The 13,345-nt window shown below is 55.1% G+C and carries 14 protein-coding genes; 5 read left to right on the top strand and 9 right to left on the bottom strand.

The window, feature by feature from the left end; translation table 11 throughout:
* Window positions 1-107: 107 nt before the first annotated feature.
* Window positions 108-707: a histidine phosphatase family protein gene (locus U738_RS14905; RefSeq protein ID WP_035581896.1), complete on the top strand. Its 600-nt coding sequence runs from the start codon at window positions 108-110 to the stop codon at window positions 705-707.
* A 53-nt stretch (window positions 708-760) separates the two neighbouring features.
* A complete protein-coding gene (locus tag U738_RS14900; protein WP_035581895.1) occupies window positions 761-2,218 on the top strand; it encodes a sensor domain-containing diguanylate cyclase in 1,458 nt (485 codons plus the stop codon).
* A 29-nt stretch (window positions 2,219-2,247) separates the two neighbouring features.
* Here U738_RS14900 and U738_RS14895 read toward each other — a convergent pair whose 3' ends face one another.
* The 7 genes from U738_RS14895 to hemE all read right to left on the bottom strand — a co-directional run bounded on the left by U738_RS14895 (window position 2,248) and on the right by hemE (window position 9,259).
* On the bottom strand, window positions 2,248-2,640 hold the full coding sequence (locus U738_RS14895; RefSeq protein WP_035581893.1) for a RidA family protein: 393 nt from the start codon (window positions 2,638-2,640) through the stop codon (window positions 2,248-2,250).
* A 125-nt stretch (window positions 2,641-2,765) separates the two neighbouring features.
* The gene (locus tag U738_RS14890; protein ID WP_197671965.1) at window positions 2,766-3,542 is read right to left on the bottom strand and encodes an amino acid ABC transporter ATP-binding protein; all 777 of its coding nucleotides are present in this window, start codon (window positions 3,540-3,542) and stop codon (window positions 2,766-2,768) included.
* A gap of 60 nt (window positions 3,543-3,602) precedes the next feature.
* Entirely contained in the window at window positions 3,603-4,703 is a 1,101-nt protein-coding gene (locus U738_RS14885) for an amino acid ABC transporter permease (RefSeq protein ID WP_035581891.1), read from the bottom strand.
* Window positions 4,704-4,718: 15 nt separating this feature from the next.
* Window positions 4,719-5,909, bottom strand: a complete 1,191-nt coding sequence (locus U738_RS14880) for an amino acid ABC transporter permease (RefSeq protein WP_035581889.1) — start codon at window positions 5,907-5,909, stop codon at window positions 4,719-4,721.
* Window positions 5,910-5,996: 87 nt separating this feature from the next.
* Window positions 5,997-7,022, bottom strand: a complete 1,026-nt coding sequence (locus tag U738_RS14875; protein ID WP_035581887.1) for an amino acid ABC transporter substrate-binding protein — start codon at window positions 7,020-7,022, stop codon at window positions 5,997-5,999.
* Between the two features lie 258 nt (window positions 7,023-7,280).
* Entirely contained in the window at window positions 7,281-8,147 is an 867-nt protein-coding gene (gene speE / locus U738_RS14870; protein ID WP_035581885.1) for a polyamine aminopropyltransferase, read from the bottom strand.
* The gene (gene hemE, locus U738_RS14865; RefSeq protein WP_035581883.1) at window positions 8,147-9,259 is read right to left on the bottom strand and encodes a uroporphyrinogen decarboxylase; all 1,113 of its coding nucleotides are present in this window, start codon (window positions 9,257-9,259) and stop codon (window positions 8,147-8,149) included. The genes speE and hemE overlap by 1 nt, the downstream gene beginning before the upstream one ends.
* A 262-nt stretch (window positions 9,260-9,521) precedes the next feature.
* On the opposite strand from hemE, the gene ribA reads away from it, so the two are divergent.
* From ribA to cheZ, 3 genes are all read left to right on the top strand, one after another.
* Complete coding sequence (gene ribA, locus U738_RS14860; RefSeq protein ID WP_035581882.1) at window positions 9,522-10,157, top strand: GTP cyclohydrolase II; 636 nt, start codon at window positions 9,522-9,524, stop codon at window positions 10,155-10,157.
* 44 nt (window positions 10,158-10,201) lie between these two features.
* A complete protein-coding gene (trhA, locus tag U738_RS14855; protein WP_035581881.1) occupies window positions 10,202-10,876 on the top strand; it encodes a PAQR family membrane homeostasis protein TrhA in 675 nt (224 codons plus the stop codon).
* A gap of 224 nt (window positions 10,877-11,100) precedes the next feature.
* Window positions 11,101-11,787: a protein phosphatase CheZ gene (gene cheZ / locus U738_RS14850; protein WP_051912787.1), complete on the top strand. Its 687-nt coding sequence runs from the start codon at window positions 11,101-11,103 to the stop codon at window positions 11,785-11,787.
* Between the two features lie 85 nt (window positions 11,788-11,872).
* On the opposite strand, the gene U738_RS14845 is transcribed toward cheZ, so the two are convergent.
* Window positions 11,873-12,496, bottom strand: a complete 624-nt coding sequence (locus U738_RS14845; RefSeq protein WP_035581879.1) for a glutathione S-transferase family protein — start codon at window positions 12,494-12,496, stop codon at window positions 11,873-11,875.
* An 84-nt stretch (window positions 12,497-12,580) separates the two neighbouring features.
* Window positions 12,581-13,345 (bottom strand): co-chaperone DjlA, encoded by a 765-nt coding sequence (djlA, locus tag U738_RS14840; RefSeq protein ID WP_035583646.1) that lies wholly within the window; start codon window positions 13,343-13,345, stop codon window positions 12,581-12,583.

Here is a 13,345-nt window from a genome sequence, read left to right as displayed (position 1 = left end):
GTTTTGCCACTACTGAAAACAAAAAATGTTTCGTAAGTGGACATTCCGCGTCCAGGATGGTTATTTTCGAAAGCAGACACCTTCAATCTAGGGTTTGTGACAAACTTATGTCAAATACTTTACGGCCACTCTCCGACCATTGGCGCAACCGCTATTTACTAATGCGCCACGGCCATAGCCAAGCCAATCAGCAGGGCGTGATTGTTAGCTCGCCGGAGCGCGGTGTGGCGGACTTCGGCCTTTCCGAGCTGGGCGAGCAACAGCTTGTCCAGAGGGTGGCCGACTGGCAGTGGCCGACACCAACGCTTGTCGTACACTCGGATTTTCTGCGCACGACGCAAACGGCTGCCCACATCGCCGCCGCGTTTGGACTCACCCCAAGCGTAGAGACGCGCTTGCGAGAGCGTTATTTTGGCGAGTTTGAGGGGCAGAGTGATGATCGCTACTCCAGCATATGGGCGTTAGACGCTGAAGATGCCGAGCACACTCACCATCGGGTAGAAGCAGTAAGCGCGGTAGCCACGCGTATGCAGGCAGTGATTGATGGGTGGGAGCAAAAGGCCAGCGGTGAAACCATTGTGCTGGTCAGCCACGGCGATCCGCTACAGATTCTGCTTACCGCGCTGGCGGGGAAGTCGCTGGCGACCCATCGTGAGCAAACCCCGTTAGCGCCCGCGAGCATCACGCTTTATGGGAGTAGCGTGTAATCCCCTAAGGAGACTGTGTGGTAACCTCAAAGAAAAAGTAAAGGGACCCTACTATGCCTGCTCCTTTCTCGCCGGATGCGCCGAGCCTGCTAAAAGCCCTCTCTATAGGCAGCAGTGCCCTAATTGACGAGCATTTTTGGAGCGATGGCGTCGATCAACTACTGGCAGCGCTAGGTGAAGCGTCGGGTGTCAATCGCGTGTGGATATTTCAAACCATAGAACGCAACCCAAGCGGTGTCCTGCAGGATTTTGTTTTTGAGTGGGCATCCTCATCGCACTATCGTGAGCGAACGCAAAAACGCTTTCGCTTTTTTACCACGCTGATCGATGATGACGAATATGAGGAAATGGTCAATCGTCGCGAGCGAGGTGAGTCGCACACCTGTATTACCTCGCGGGTGGCTCTTGGTACGCTGCGCGACAATTTAGAAAGCCAGTCGATTCAGTCGATGGTCACCGTGCCCATTATGGTGGATGGCCAGTGGTGGGGCACGCTGGGCTTTGACGACTGTGAGCGAGAAGTCGATTGGGAAGGTGCTGGGCTGCAAGCGCTAGTGATCGGCGCTGAGCTGATCGCCTCGGCTATTTATCGTCAGCAGCTTACCCGCAGGCAGCGTCAGGTTGATCTACTGCAGCAGGTCGCCGCCTGTGGTACCTGGGAGATCAATGCGCGCAGCGGTGCTACCTGGTGCTCTTCGGCGTTGCTGCTCTCGCTGGGTTATCCTGGCGATTACGCTAGGCTCCCGTTGCGTCGCTTGCTGGCGCATGCCATGCCCGCCGACCGGTTACGCGTGTTTGGATTGATACGCGAGTGCCAGCAGCGCCTGCAAACCCAATGCCGTATTGATGTGCAGCTCAGGGTAGCGTCGGGTCATTGGCGCTGGCATGAACTGGTGATGGAGAGCTACTACACCGCTGATGGGTATTTGGCGCGGATCGGCGGCTTGGTCATCGACATTAGCCAACGCAAAAAAATCGAAGAGCAGGCCTGGGTGGCCGCGGAGTTCGATGCCCTGACCGGCACGCGTAACCGGCGTGGTTTGGCTAATCACTTAGCGCAACTCCATGAGTGTCAGGCAGAGGCTACCCATTATGTACTGATGATTGATATTGATTACTTCAAGCATATCAATGATCGCTACGGCCACCCTGCGGGGGACGCCCTGTTAGTGGAAATGGCTAAGCGTGTCCATGAGGTTCTGCGTCCTGAGGATTGCTTAGCGAGACTAGGCGGAGAAGAGTTTGCCGTTACGGCGGGTGAGTTATCCCACCAGCAGGTGGTGCAACTGGGTGAGCGTATTCGCGAACGCATCGCCCAGCAGCCGTTTTACCTGACGGCGGGGGATTTGCAAACGCCGACGATAGTGACGCTCACTGTGAGCATTGGCATTGCGCCGCTGACGCTCTCCAGTGATTTAGACCACAGTCAGGCAGTGGCTGTCGCCCAGGCCGACCAAGCCCTCTATGCGGCCAAAGAAGCGGGGCGCAATCGCGTCGTGGCGTACTGGTAAGCTTGAAAACAACGACTGGTAAGCGCTATCTATGTCTGAGACGGCGGAATCCAGGCGATCATATCGACTTCCACATCGGCGCCGCCCGCTAAGCCGGTCACCCCAATGCAGGTGCGGGTAGGTAACGGCTGTGGGAAGTAGCTGGCGTAGACCTTATTCACCTCCTCAAAGTGGCCCATATTGGTAATAAATACCCGAGACTGAACCACATATTCGAAGGCGCTGCCGACTTCTTCCAACACAATCGCCAGATTCTGCATCACCCGGTGGGTCTGTTCGGTGAAGGTACCCAAGAGCATCTCGTTAGTTTCTGGCACCGTCGGCATTTGCCCGGTGATAAACACCAAGTCGCCTACGCGACAGGCGTGGGAAAACGGGGCGATGGGCTGGGGTGCGCGGTCAATAAACAGCTTTTCAATCATACGTTTATCCTTTTTTGGCTGTTTTTAATAGCTGTTATTTTTAAAGCCTATTCAACATCATGGGCCTCAAGTGAGGCCCATGATGACGTACTTATCCACAGCTACTTTTCTGCTGGGGCTGTGTATTAATGCCCCAGAATCTGGCTTAGGAACAGCTGAGTACGCTCGGATTGTGGGTTATTGAAGAAGGGCTCCGGTGCGTTCTCTTCAATGATCTGCCCCTGATCCATAAAGATCACCCGGTCAGCCACTTTCTTGGCGAAGCCCATTTCGTGGGTGACACAGATCATGGTCATGCCTTCTTCCGCTAGCTCGACCATAACGTCGAGTACTTCCTTGATCATCTCGGGGTCGAGTGCGGAGGTGGGCTCATCGAACAGCATGACGTCGGGGTGCATGCAGAGTGAGCGGGCAATGGCCACGCGCTGTTGCTGACCGCCTGAGAGCTGCCCTGGGTACTTGGTCGCCTGTTCGGCAATGCGTACGCGCTCCAGATACTCCATGGCCAGGGCTTCGGCCTCTTTGCGGGGCTTCTTTTGCACCCACATTGGCGCGATACAGCAGTTCTCCAGCACCGTTAAGTGAGGGAATAGGTTGAAGTGTTGAAACACCATGCCAACGCTGCGACGAATCTGCTCAATGCGCTTAACGTCTTGGGTCAGCGGTACACCGCCCACCACGATTTCACCTTTTTGGTGCTCTTCAAGGTGGTTAATGCAGCGAATCAGCGTTGATTTACCCGAACCCGAAGGGCCACAAACCACGATCCTCTCGCCGCGTTTTACCTCCAGGTAAATATCACGCAGTACGTGAAAGTCGCCGTACCACTTGTTTACGTTGCGCATCTCGACCATCAGGTCAGAAGTACTGGTGCCAGCGGTGTTGGTGGCTGCTTGTGTCATGTTGAAGTCCTACTCAAAACGTAAAGAGATTCGGCAATCGTACATAAGCGAGTACTTGAACTAGTGCTTATGGCCGGTATTTAACTTGCGTTCCAGGTACTGGCTGTAGCGCGACATGCTGAAACAGAAAATCCAGAATATGAACGCGGCAAATACATACCCCTCAATAGAGAAGCCCAGCCAGCGCGAGTCGGAAAGCGCCGCTTGCACAATGCCCAACAGGTCAAACAGCCCGATGATCATCACCAGGGTGGTGTCTTTAAATAGCGAGATAAACGTATTGACGATACCCGGAATCATCATTTTCAGCGCCTGGGGCATCACGATTAATCCCATACGCTTCCAGTACGTCATACCCAGCGCCGCAGCGGCTTCGTCCTGACCTTTGGGAATGGCCTGTAAGCCACCGCGAATAACCTCGGCCATATAGGCACTCTGGAACAGTGTGAGGCCGATCAAGGCGCGTACCAGGCGATCCACGCTGAGTTCTGAAGGCAGGAACAGCGGCAACATCACCGAGGCCATAAACAGAATGGTGATGAGTGGCACGCCACGCCAGAACTCTATAAAAATCACGCAGAAGGTTTTGACGATGGGCATGTTCGAACGACGCCCAAGGGCGAGCACGATGCCAATCGGCAGTGCGCCAATCATGCCCACGCTGGCCAGTAGCAGGGTCAGCATTAAGCCGCCCCAGCGGTGGGTGGAAACCCGCGGCAAATCAAAGTAGCCGCCGTGTAGTAGCACGTAGGCGATCACCGGGAATATCAGTAAGGCAAACACCACTACCCACCGCTTGAAGGGTAGGCGGGGAATCACCATCCAAGCGATAATCGCTGCAAACATGCCAAACACGATATTGGCGCGCCAATACTCCTCACTGGGGTAAAGGCCGTACATAAACTGGGAAAACCGCGCGTTGACGAATACCCAGCAGGCACCCACTCGTGAGCAATCTTCACGGCTATCGCCCACCCAGTCGGCATCAATAAATGCCCACTGAACCGTTGGCACCACCAGCAGGTACAGTACATACAGGCCCAACAACGTGAAGATGCTGTTGATTGGGCCGTTAAACAGATTGCCGCGCAGCCAGGCAACCGGGCCAATGGTGCCTTTAGGGGCCGGGCGCTGAGGTATGGTTTCTTTGTTGTGAATCATGGGGTCGCCTCCGGCCTAGCGTTCGACCAGCGCAACGCGAGCGTTGAACCAGTTCATAAACATGGACACCAGCAAGCTGATGATCAGATATACCGCCATGGTCATGGCAATCACTTCGATTGCCTGACCGGTCTGGTTGAGCGTGGTGCCGGCAAAAACCGAGACTAAGTCGGGGTAGCCGATGGCGGTGGCCAGTGACGAGTTTTTAATCAGGTTAAGATATTGGCTGGTGAGCGGCGGAATGATGACGCGCATGGCCTGGGGGATGACCACCAAACGTAGGACTAATTTGCGCGGCAAGCTCAATGCCTGGGCAGCTTCCGTTTGGCCATGGGGAATAGCCTGGATGCCCGAGCGCACAATTTCCGCAATGAAAGAAGCAGTATAGATAGACAGCGCCAGCCACAGGGCCAAAAATTCGGGGATGATGGTAATACCACCGCCGAAGTTAAAGCCGCGCAGTACCGGCATCTCCCAGGTGACCGGGACTCCAGTGGCCACCAATATCAGCAGCGGCAGGCCAAAAATAATCACTAGCGACATCCAGAAAACCGGTAGACGTTTACCGGTGGCCTCGTGGCGACGCTTATTCCAGATAACCAGTGCAATGCTGGCAATGATTGCCACCACAAAGGTGAGAGGGATCAATCCAAACCCTGACTCGAAAAGCGGTTGAGGTAAGTACAGCCCGCGAACATTGAGGAAAATGGCTTCGCCAAACGCCATACTTTCCCTGGCACTGGGTAAGGTACGCAGCACAGCGAAGTACCAGAAGAAGATTTGCAGCAGCAGCGGGATATTGCGAAACGTTTCGATATAGGCGTTGGCAAGACGAGCGATCAGCCAATTGGGCGATAGCCGCGCGATACCGACGATAAAACCAATAATCGAGGCAGCTAACACCCCCAATCCACCGACGAGCAGTGTATTGAGCAAGCCAATTACAAAGGTGCGGCCGTAGGTACTTTGGGAGGAGTACTCGATTAAGCTTTGTCCAATACCAAAGCCGGCTGTGTTGCCCAGGAAGCCGAAGCCTGTGGTGATGCCGCGGGCGTTCAGGTTGGCTTGGGTATTGCCGATAATATAGATCAGGAAAGCCGCTACAACGGCGACTAAAATGAGCTGGAAAATAAGTGCGCGCTTAGCGCGGTCTCGCCAAAACGGCGGCTTGTGGCCGGCGGGGCGAACGTTAGGTCTTACAGACATGGATGGCGTCTCCGCTATACGGAAGGTCAATCAGATGGCCCGCCATCCCCTGAAAACAGGGTGGCGGGCCGGGGTCAAGCGAGACGCTTAGCGAATCGGCGGTGCGTACTGAATGCCACCTTCGGTCCAGAGCTCGTTAATACCGCGCTCAATTTCCAGCGGTGAATCCATACCTACGTTACGGTCAAACGTTTGGCCGTAGTTACCAACTTGGCTGATGATGTTGTAAGCCCAGTCAGCTTCTAAGCCCATCTCTTCGCCATAGTTGCCGTCTTGACCCAGCAAACGAGCGATATTGGGATCTTCTGACTCAAGCATGTCGTCGACGTTATCGCTGTCTACGCCGTACTCTTCAGCGTTGATCATGGCGAACAGCGACCATTTCACAATGTTGAACCAGGTGTCGTCGCCTTGACGAACCACAGGGCCTAGTGGCTCTTTGGAAATAACGTCAGACAGAATCATCGATGCTTCAGGATCATCTAGCTGAATACGTAGCGCTGCCAGCTGAGAGGTATCAGACGTTAGCACGTCACAGCGGCCGGCTTGATAGCCACCCACGGTTTGCTCAGAGGTATCAAATACGATCGGGTTGAATTCCATGTCGTTAGCACGGAAGTAGTCAGCCAGGTTCAGCTCGGTAGTGGTGCCAGACTGAATGCAGATGGAGGCGCCGTCGAGTTCATCAGCACCGGTAATACCCAGGTCACGGGATACCATGAAGCCCTGGCCGTCGTAAAAAGTAACCCCGGTGAAGTTCAGGCCCAGAGTAGTATCGCGGGTAGTGGTCCAAGTGGTATTACGTGATAGAACGTCGACTTCACCTGATTGCAGGGCGGTGAAGCGCTCCACGGCGTTGAGTGAAATATAGTTGACGGCTTCTGAGTCGCCGAGTACCGCTGCCGCTACAGCGCGGCATACATCAACGTCGATACCTTGCCAGTTACCGTCGTCGTCCGGAGCTGAGAAGCCCGGCAAACCATCGCTCACACCACACTGAACGGCGCCACGCTCAATGGTATCTTCCAGGGTGTCGGCTTGAGCAGTCGCCATTCCCGCCAGGCTAAGTGAGCCAGCGGACGCTAGAAGCGCTAGGTGTTTTTTATTGAACATTTAGTTTCCCTCGAAGTTCTTGAAATTGGTTATTGAAATCAGTGATTGAAATCTTTGTGCATGCCGTAGCATGTAACTAAACCTAGCAAGGAAGATGCCAACAAGGGTACAGGCGTTAATTCAGCGCTTTTCAACGCTACTCAACGAATTCGAGACGAAGGTATAGGTGCAAGAATGGTAATTGCCCACCCCGCTTTGCACCTTTATAGGGCAAGCTGAGGTGGGCGGTGACTAAAGGCGGGCAAAGCGATAGTGCGTTTACTCGGTCGCAAAGGCCTTGCGCATAAACGGCGGTAGGGCGAGAGCGCCACGATGGGCTTCAACGCTGTAGTACTCAAGCGGCAGGTCGTGGCCGGCGGCTGCCTGCTCGCGGAAGGTATTCACGTCGGTGGCTTTACCCGCCAATGTCACGCTCCACCAGCCTGAGGGATAAACCGGCTGCGGGAAGGGTAGCGTTGCAACGCTGTCAAAACCGGCTTTCAACATGTCGTTGCGCAGCTCACGGATGATTGTGCCGCTGTGGTAAAGCGGTGATTCGCTCTGCTGCACCATGACGCCGCCGCTTTTCAAAATACGGTGGCAGCGCTTTAAAAAGTCGGTTTTAAATAGTCCTTCAGCAGGCCCAACCGGGTCGGTGGAATCGATAATCAGCACATCGATGCTCTCATCAGGTGCATCGTCCACCCACTTGACGCCATCGGCGAACAGCAACTCGGCGCGCGGGTCGTGATTCGATTCTACCAACGACGGGAAGAAACGCTCAGACGCCTTGGTAACTTCTTCATCGATATCAATCTGAGTAACTTTCTCAACGCCTGGGTGGCGCAGCACCTCTTTTAAGGTGCCGCAGTCGCCGCCGCCGATGATCACTACCCGCTTGGGGTCTTGATGGGTGAACAGCGCCGGATGGGCGATCATCTCGTGGTAGAGAAAATTATCGCGATCGGTCAGCATCACGCAGCCATCCAGCACCATTAAGTTGCCGTAGGTCTCAGTGGCGTAGACCTCCAAATGCTGGTATTGGCTCTGTACATCCAGCAGCTTTGCAGAGATTTTCAGTGAGAAAGCGCTGCCGTGGCTATCAAAGACTTCGGTAAACCACTGGTCGTCGCGTAATTCGCTCATCAATTGGCTCCTGAATGCGGTGTATGGGTGTGCGTCGGTATATCCCGGTGATACTGCGGGCTTAGCTCGTGCAGCGCCTCCATAAAGGCGGTGACGTTATCGGGATTGGTAAACTGGCTGATACCGTGGCCTAGGTTAAACACGTGACCAGAGCCGTGGCCGTAGCTTTCCAGCACCCGGGCCACTTCGGCGCGGATGGCGGAGGGGCGGGCAAACAGCACATTAGGGTCCAGGTTACCCTGTAGCGCTACTTTATGGCCGACTCGGGCGCGAGCGTCTGAAAGCTCGGTGGACCAGTCGATACCCAGCGCATCGGCACCAGCGCAGGCAATATGCTCAAGCCACTGGCCGCCATTCTTGGTGAACAAAATCACAGGTACCCGACGACCATCGTGCTCGCGAATCAGCCCGGAAACGATCTGCTCCATATAGCGCAGCGAGAACTCAAGGTAAGCCGGGGTAGAAAGCGCGCCGCCCCAGGTATCGAAAATTTGCACCGCCTGGGCGCCGGCACGAATCTGCGCGTTCAGGTAGTCGGTTACCGCATGCGCCAGCGTATCCAGCAACTGGTGCATGGTGTCCGGCGTATCGTAAAGCATGGTTTTCAGATGGCGGAAGTCTTTGCTGGAGCTGCCTTCGACCATATACGTCGCTAGCGTCCAGGGGCTGCCGGAGAAACCAATCAGCGGCATACGGCCATTCAACTCCCGGCGAATGGTCGACACTGCGCGCATCACGTAATCCAGGTCGCGCTCGGCGTCGGGGACGCTGAGTGCGGCGACCTCTTCTGGGGTGCGCACGGTTTTGCGGAATTTAGGGCCTTCGCCGGTTTCAAAATAGAGACCCAAGCCCATGGCATCAGGGATAGTTAAAATATCTGAAAACAGAATCGCCGCATCTAGCGGGTAGCGCTCTAGAGGCTGCAGGGTAACTTCGCAGGCCAGGTCATGGTTGCGGCACAAATCCATAAAGCTGCCTGCATCGGCCCGTCTGGCGCGGTATTCCGGCAGGTAGCGGCCCGCTTGACGCATCATCCACACCGGGGTGCGGTCGACGGGCTGGCGCGCTAGCGCACGAAGGAATCGATCATTTTGCAAAGGTGTAGTGGTCATAGGCACTTGCTCTTAAGAAATTTGCCCGCATCGTACTTAAAGCCGTATCGGGTATCGTATGTGCGCAATTGTACTTGAAGATAGCCGCTAGGGCGGCGTACTGGATGGCAAAAATCGTCGCACCCAGTCAATTTTTCTCGCCTAATTAGCCGATTTTAGCTTCTTTGCCAACGTGAGGCGTGCGCCGCTTCCTGTTAGAATACTGGCCCACTTTGCCAACACTGGTGTGGTTAACTGGTTTGGTCAATCAGCGAGGTAACCTGTGACCATTCGCTTCATTGCCGCTTCCCGGCTGCCCACGCCCTGGGCAACATTTACTATGCATGGCTTCGAAGATGAGGCCACCGGCAAGGATCATATCGCCCTAACGCTGGGTGATGTGACCGGCGACGAGCCTGTGTTGGGGCGGGTGCACTCCGAGTGTTTGACCGGCGATGCGCTGTTTTCCATGCGCTGCGACTGCGGCTACCAACTGCAGGAAGCGCTTAAACGTATCGCTGAAGAGGGCCGCGGCGTGCTGTTTTACCTGCGCCAAGAAGGACGCGGTATTGGTCTGTTAAACAAAATTCGCGCTTATCACCTGCAGGATCAAGGCGCCGACACGGTCGAGGCTAACGAGCAGCTCGGTTTTGGCGCCGACATGCGCCGCTACGATCTGTGCGTGCCAATGCTCAACCATCTGGGGGTGACATCGCTTAGGTTAATGACCAATAACCCGCGCAAGGTGGATGCCCTCACCCGCGATGGCGTGAATGTGGTCGAGCGCCTACCGATCACCACCGGCCTGAATCCCCATAACGAGCAGTATCTGTCTACCAAAGCAGGCAAGCTCGGCCATATGATGGCGTTGGATGATTTCACCCACGCCAGCGATGTGGATATTGAGCGTAAGGGGTGATAGAAGGAGTGCTATTAGGAGGAGTTCGTAAGGAGCGCTCTAAAATGAAAACCGCATGTGAAGAGCAGGGCGAATTTAGCGTTGTCGAAGAGTGGCTGCACAGTATCACCCACGGTATCGGTGCTGTGCTCAGTCTGGTGGGGATGGTGGTACTGCTGGTGGCCGCGAGCTACGCCGCCCATGTAGACCCTTGGAAAATTGTTAGCCTGAGCCTTTACGGCACCACGCTCGTCCTGCTTTATACCGCCTCGACCCTTTACCACGGCATCCCTCATCGGCGCTGGAAGCAGCGTTTTCAGCTACTCGATCACTGTGCGATTTATTTACTCATCGCGGGTACTTACACACCTTTCTTACTCGTCAATATGCGCGGCACTACAGGCTGGGTTTTGTTTGCCGCCGTGTGGTCGCTGGCGTTGGTGGGGATCGCCTGCATACTGCTATGGCCCCAGCGCTTTTCGGTATTACGCGTGGCGATTTATCTGCTTATGGGCTGGATGATCGTGCTGGCGTCAGGAGAGATGGCGGCGAGTTTATCGAAAACTGGCATCATCCTACTGGCCGCAGGGGGCATCACTTATACGCTAGGGGTGATCTTCTACGCCGTGCGTGCTATTCCCTACAACCATGCGATCTGGCACCTGTTTGTGGTTGCCGGCAGCATCTGTCACTACTTTGCCGTTTATAGTGCCGTTTTGCCCCATGCTTCGCCTGTGTAGTCGCTAAGCCCCCTTGGGAACGCTATCAGTGACAGAAACGTAAGCGATCTCTTACAAAATTGAGTGAGTAACATGAATTGGTGGTTAATAGCTTGCCTTTACCGCTAATCGACACTTGAACAAGCAGGCATAATGTTGGCTTTATACGTTTGTATATGTATAGATAGCGACTGTAAAAAGTAAACAAGCCACATTCAATAAGATTTTCCAACAAGAGGATTGTCATGAGCACTGTTAACAACGCCCACGACACGACCATGCCGTCGGTACTGGGCAAAAAAGACAGTACTGATGAGATGGTGCATCGCATTGGCCACTTAACGCGCCTGCTGCGGGACAGCATGAAAGAGCTGGGCTTAGATCAGCAGATTACCCAGGCGGCGCAAGCGATACCGGATGCCAATGACCGGCTTAACTACGTTGCCTCAATGACGGAGCAGGCCGCAGAACGGGCATTGAACGCCGTTGAGCGGGCGCAGCCGGTGCAAGATAGCCTTGAAGAAGAAGGCGCGGCTCTTAATAAGCGCTGGCAGGCAGCGGCAGCTAAGCTCGCCGCGGTAGAGGGTGATCCTCAGCTTGTCGAGGATACGCAGCGCTTTTTGAGCGATAAGCTGCCCACAGCAACCGGGGCGACGCAAAAAGAACTGCTTGAAATTATGATGGCTCAGGACTTCCAGGATCTCACTGGCCAGGTGATCAAGAAAATGATCGAAGTCATCAAGCTAATCGAAGAGCAGCTTGTTCAGGTGTTAGTGGATAATGTGCCTAACGTCACCGATGGCGTTAAGCTTGAAGATGACCGCGATGAGCATGCCAAACTGCGTAATGGGCCACAGGTGGGCAAAGACAAAACAGATGTGGCAACAGGGCAGGATCAAGTAGACGATCTACTTGATGAGCTTGGTTTTTAAGGGCGCTTAGCCTGGAACAGCAAGGAACCGTTGCCTCGCATAACTAGCAACGGTCTTGCAGGCGCTTAGGTGCCGTTTGTTTTGATTAGCCCTTCGCTGCCGCCTGCTCTTTTTCCATTGCCTTTGCCATCGCGGCACGCTGAATATGGCGTGCGCGATAGGCCATCAGCGGTTCGGGTAAGCGGTGCTTCATGCCAATCGCCCAAGACAAGGTATGGGTTAAAAACAGATCCACGAGAGTAAAGGTATTCCCCACCAAGGTTTCTTGACCGTTATAGCGGCGCTCCAGGGCACTTAACGCACGCTGAAACTCCCAGGCACAAACCGGTAGCACAGCGGGAACGCGCTTATCTGCAGGTAGGGCAAATTTATGCTTGGCCTGGTTCCATAACGGCTGTTCAACTTCGGTGACGATAAAGCTGAGCCACTGGTCAACCTGAGCGCGGGCGGCAGGGTCGCTGGGGAGTAACGTGCCATCACCGTACTGCTCCGCTAGGTAACGGCAAATCGGCGCCGACTCAAATAGCGTTAGTGCTCCATCTTCAAGAACTGGCACCTTGCCATCCGGGTGACGCGCCAAATGCGCGGCTGTTTGCCCCTCGCCTGTATCCAGCGCCACATGCTGGCACTGATACTCTAGGCCTAACTCTTCAAGCGTCCATGCCGCTCGCAGCGATCGGGATTGGGGGAAAGTGTACAGCGTGATCATGGCATGCTCCCTCTTGTCAGCAACAATTGCAGCGTCAATCTAGCGGGGCGTTAGCGACGCTGTCGATTTTTATATGCACCATTCTTAAGTGCTACCCCGCGCCTCACGAATCCGCTCGTAAGCGTTGCCGATTTCGCTGGTGCGCGCCTGGGCGACGTCGCGCATGCTTTCGGGCAGGCCTTTGCCAGCCAGTTTGTCGGGGTGGTTTTGGCTCATCAGGCGGCGGTAGGCTTTTTTGATCTCGCTGTCGCTGGCATCTTCAGAAACCCCTAGCACGCGGTAAGCGTCTTTAAGCGCTTCTTCGCTGGCGCCTTGGGAGTTGGCGGCGGCGCCGTGCAGCATCGCTTCGATCTGCTGCACTTCAGCGTCGCTGCAGCCTACACCGCGGGCAACGCGCAAAATCATCTCGTGCTCGGCGGGGTGAAGCACGCCATCAGCAGCGATAGCCGTGAGCTGAACCTGGATAAATACCTGGCGCAGAACCGGCTGGCGCTGAGTGAGGCGGTTAACGTTGGCCAGCTCCGCCTCCAGATTAAAGTCATCGGCGCGGCCACGCTCGAAGGCGGCGCGAGCCTTGGCGCGCTGTTCGCCCTGGAGGTGCATTTGATCAAACAGCTTTTCGGCAACGTCCAACTCGCCGTCGGTCACTTTACCGTCGGCTTGGCATAAGCAGCCCATCACCGAGAAAATCGACTCCAGAAAGCCTTCCTGGATGCGCATCCGCGCGATATTCAGGCGGCGGCTAAGCCGTTTACCTAGCCACCAGCCCAGGCCACCGCCAATCAGGAGGCCCACAGGGCCGCCAAATGCAAGCCCGATCAGGCCGAAAATAACAATAAGCAATAGCAT

The sequence above is a fragment of the Halomonas sp. TG39a genome, from assembly GCF_000744395.1.
Classification (GTDB): domain Bacteria; phylum Pseudomonadota; class Gammaproteobacteria; order Pseudomonadales; family Halomonadaceae; genus Vreelandella; species Vreelandella ventosae_B.
Note: the sequence above shows the minus strand (reverse complement) of the source record. Positions and strands in the feature narration are given on the sequence as shown.

What these genes read in the sequence shown, in the direction of transcription:
- U738_RS14880 (WP_035581889.1), bottom strand. Translation starts at nt 5,909, where the DNA reads ATGTCTGTAAGACCTAACGTTCGCCCCGCCGGCCACAAGCCGCCGTTT.
- U738_RS14875 (WP_035581887.1), bottom strand. Translation starts at nt 7,022, where the DNA reads ATGTTCAATAAAAAACACCTAGCGCTTCTAGCGTCCGCTGGCTCACTT.
- U738_RS14895 (WP_035581893.1), bottom strand. Translation starts at nt 2,640, where the DNA reads ATGATTGAAAAGCTGTTTATTGACCGCGCACCCCAGCCCATCGCCCCG.
- hemE (WP_035581883.1), bottom strand. Translation starts at nt 9,259, where the DNA reads ATGACCACTACACCTTTGCAAAATGATCGATTCCTTCGTGCGCTAGCG.
- U738_RS14885 (WP_035581891.1), bottom strand. Translation starts at nt 4,703, where the DNA reads ATGATTCACAACAAAGAAACCATACCTCAGCGCCCGGCCCCTAAAGGC.
- cheZ (WP_051912787.1), top strand. Translation starts at nt 11,101, where the DNA reads ATGAGCACTGTTAACAACGCCCACGACACGACCATGCCGTCGGTACTG.
- trhA (WP_035581881.1), top strand. Translation starts at nt 10,202, where the DNA reads ATGAAAACCGCATGTGAAGAGCAGGGCGAATTTAGCGTTGTCGAAGAG.
- U738_RS14845 (WP_035581879.1), bottom strand. Translation starts at nt 12,496, where the DNA reads ATGATCACGCTGTACACTTTCCCCCAATCCCGATCGCTGCGAGCGGCA.
- U738_RS14905 (WP_035581896.1), top strand. Translation starts at nt 108, where the DNA reads ATGTCAAATACTTTACGGCCACTCTCCGACCATTGGCGCAACCGCTAT.
- djlA (WP_035583646.1), bottom strand. Translation starts at nt 13,345, where the DNA reads ATGCTATTGCTTATTGTTATTTTCGGCCTGATCGGGCTTGCATTTGGC.
- U738_RS14890 (WP_197671965.1), bottom strand. Translation starts at nt 3,542, where the DNA reads ATGACACAAGCAGCCACCAACACCGCTGGCACCAGTACTTCTGACCTG.
- speE (WP_035581885.1), bottom strand. Translation starts at nt 8,147, where the DNA reads ATGAGCGAATTACGCGACGACCAGTGGTTTACCGAAGTCTTTGATAGC.
- U738_RS14900 (WP_035581895.1), top strand. Translation starts at nt 761, where the DNA reads ATGCCTGCTCCTTTCTCGCCGGATGCGCCGAGCCTGCTAAAAGCCCTC.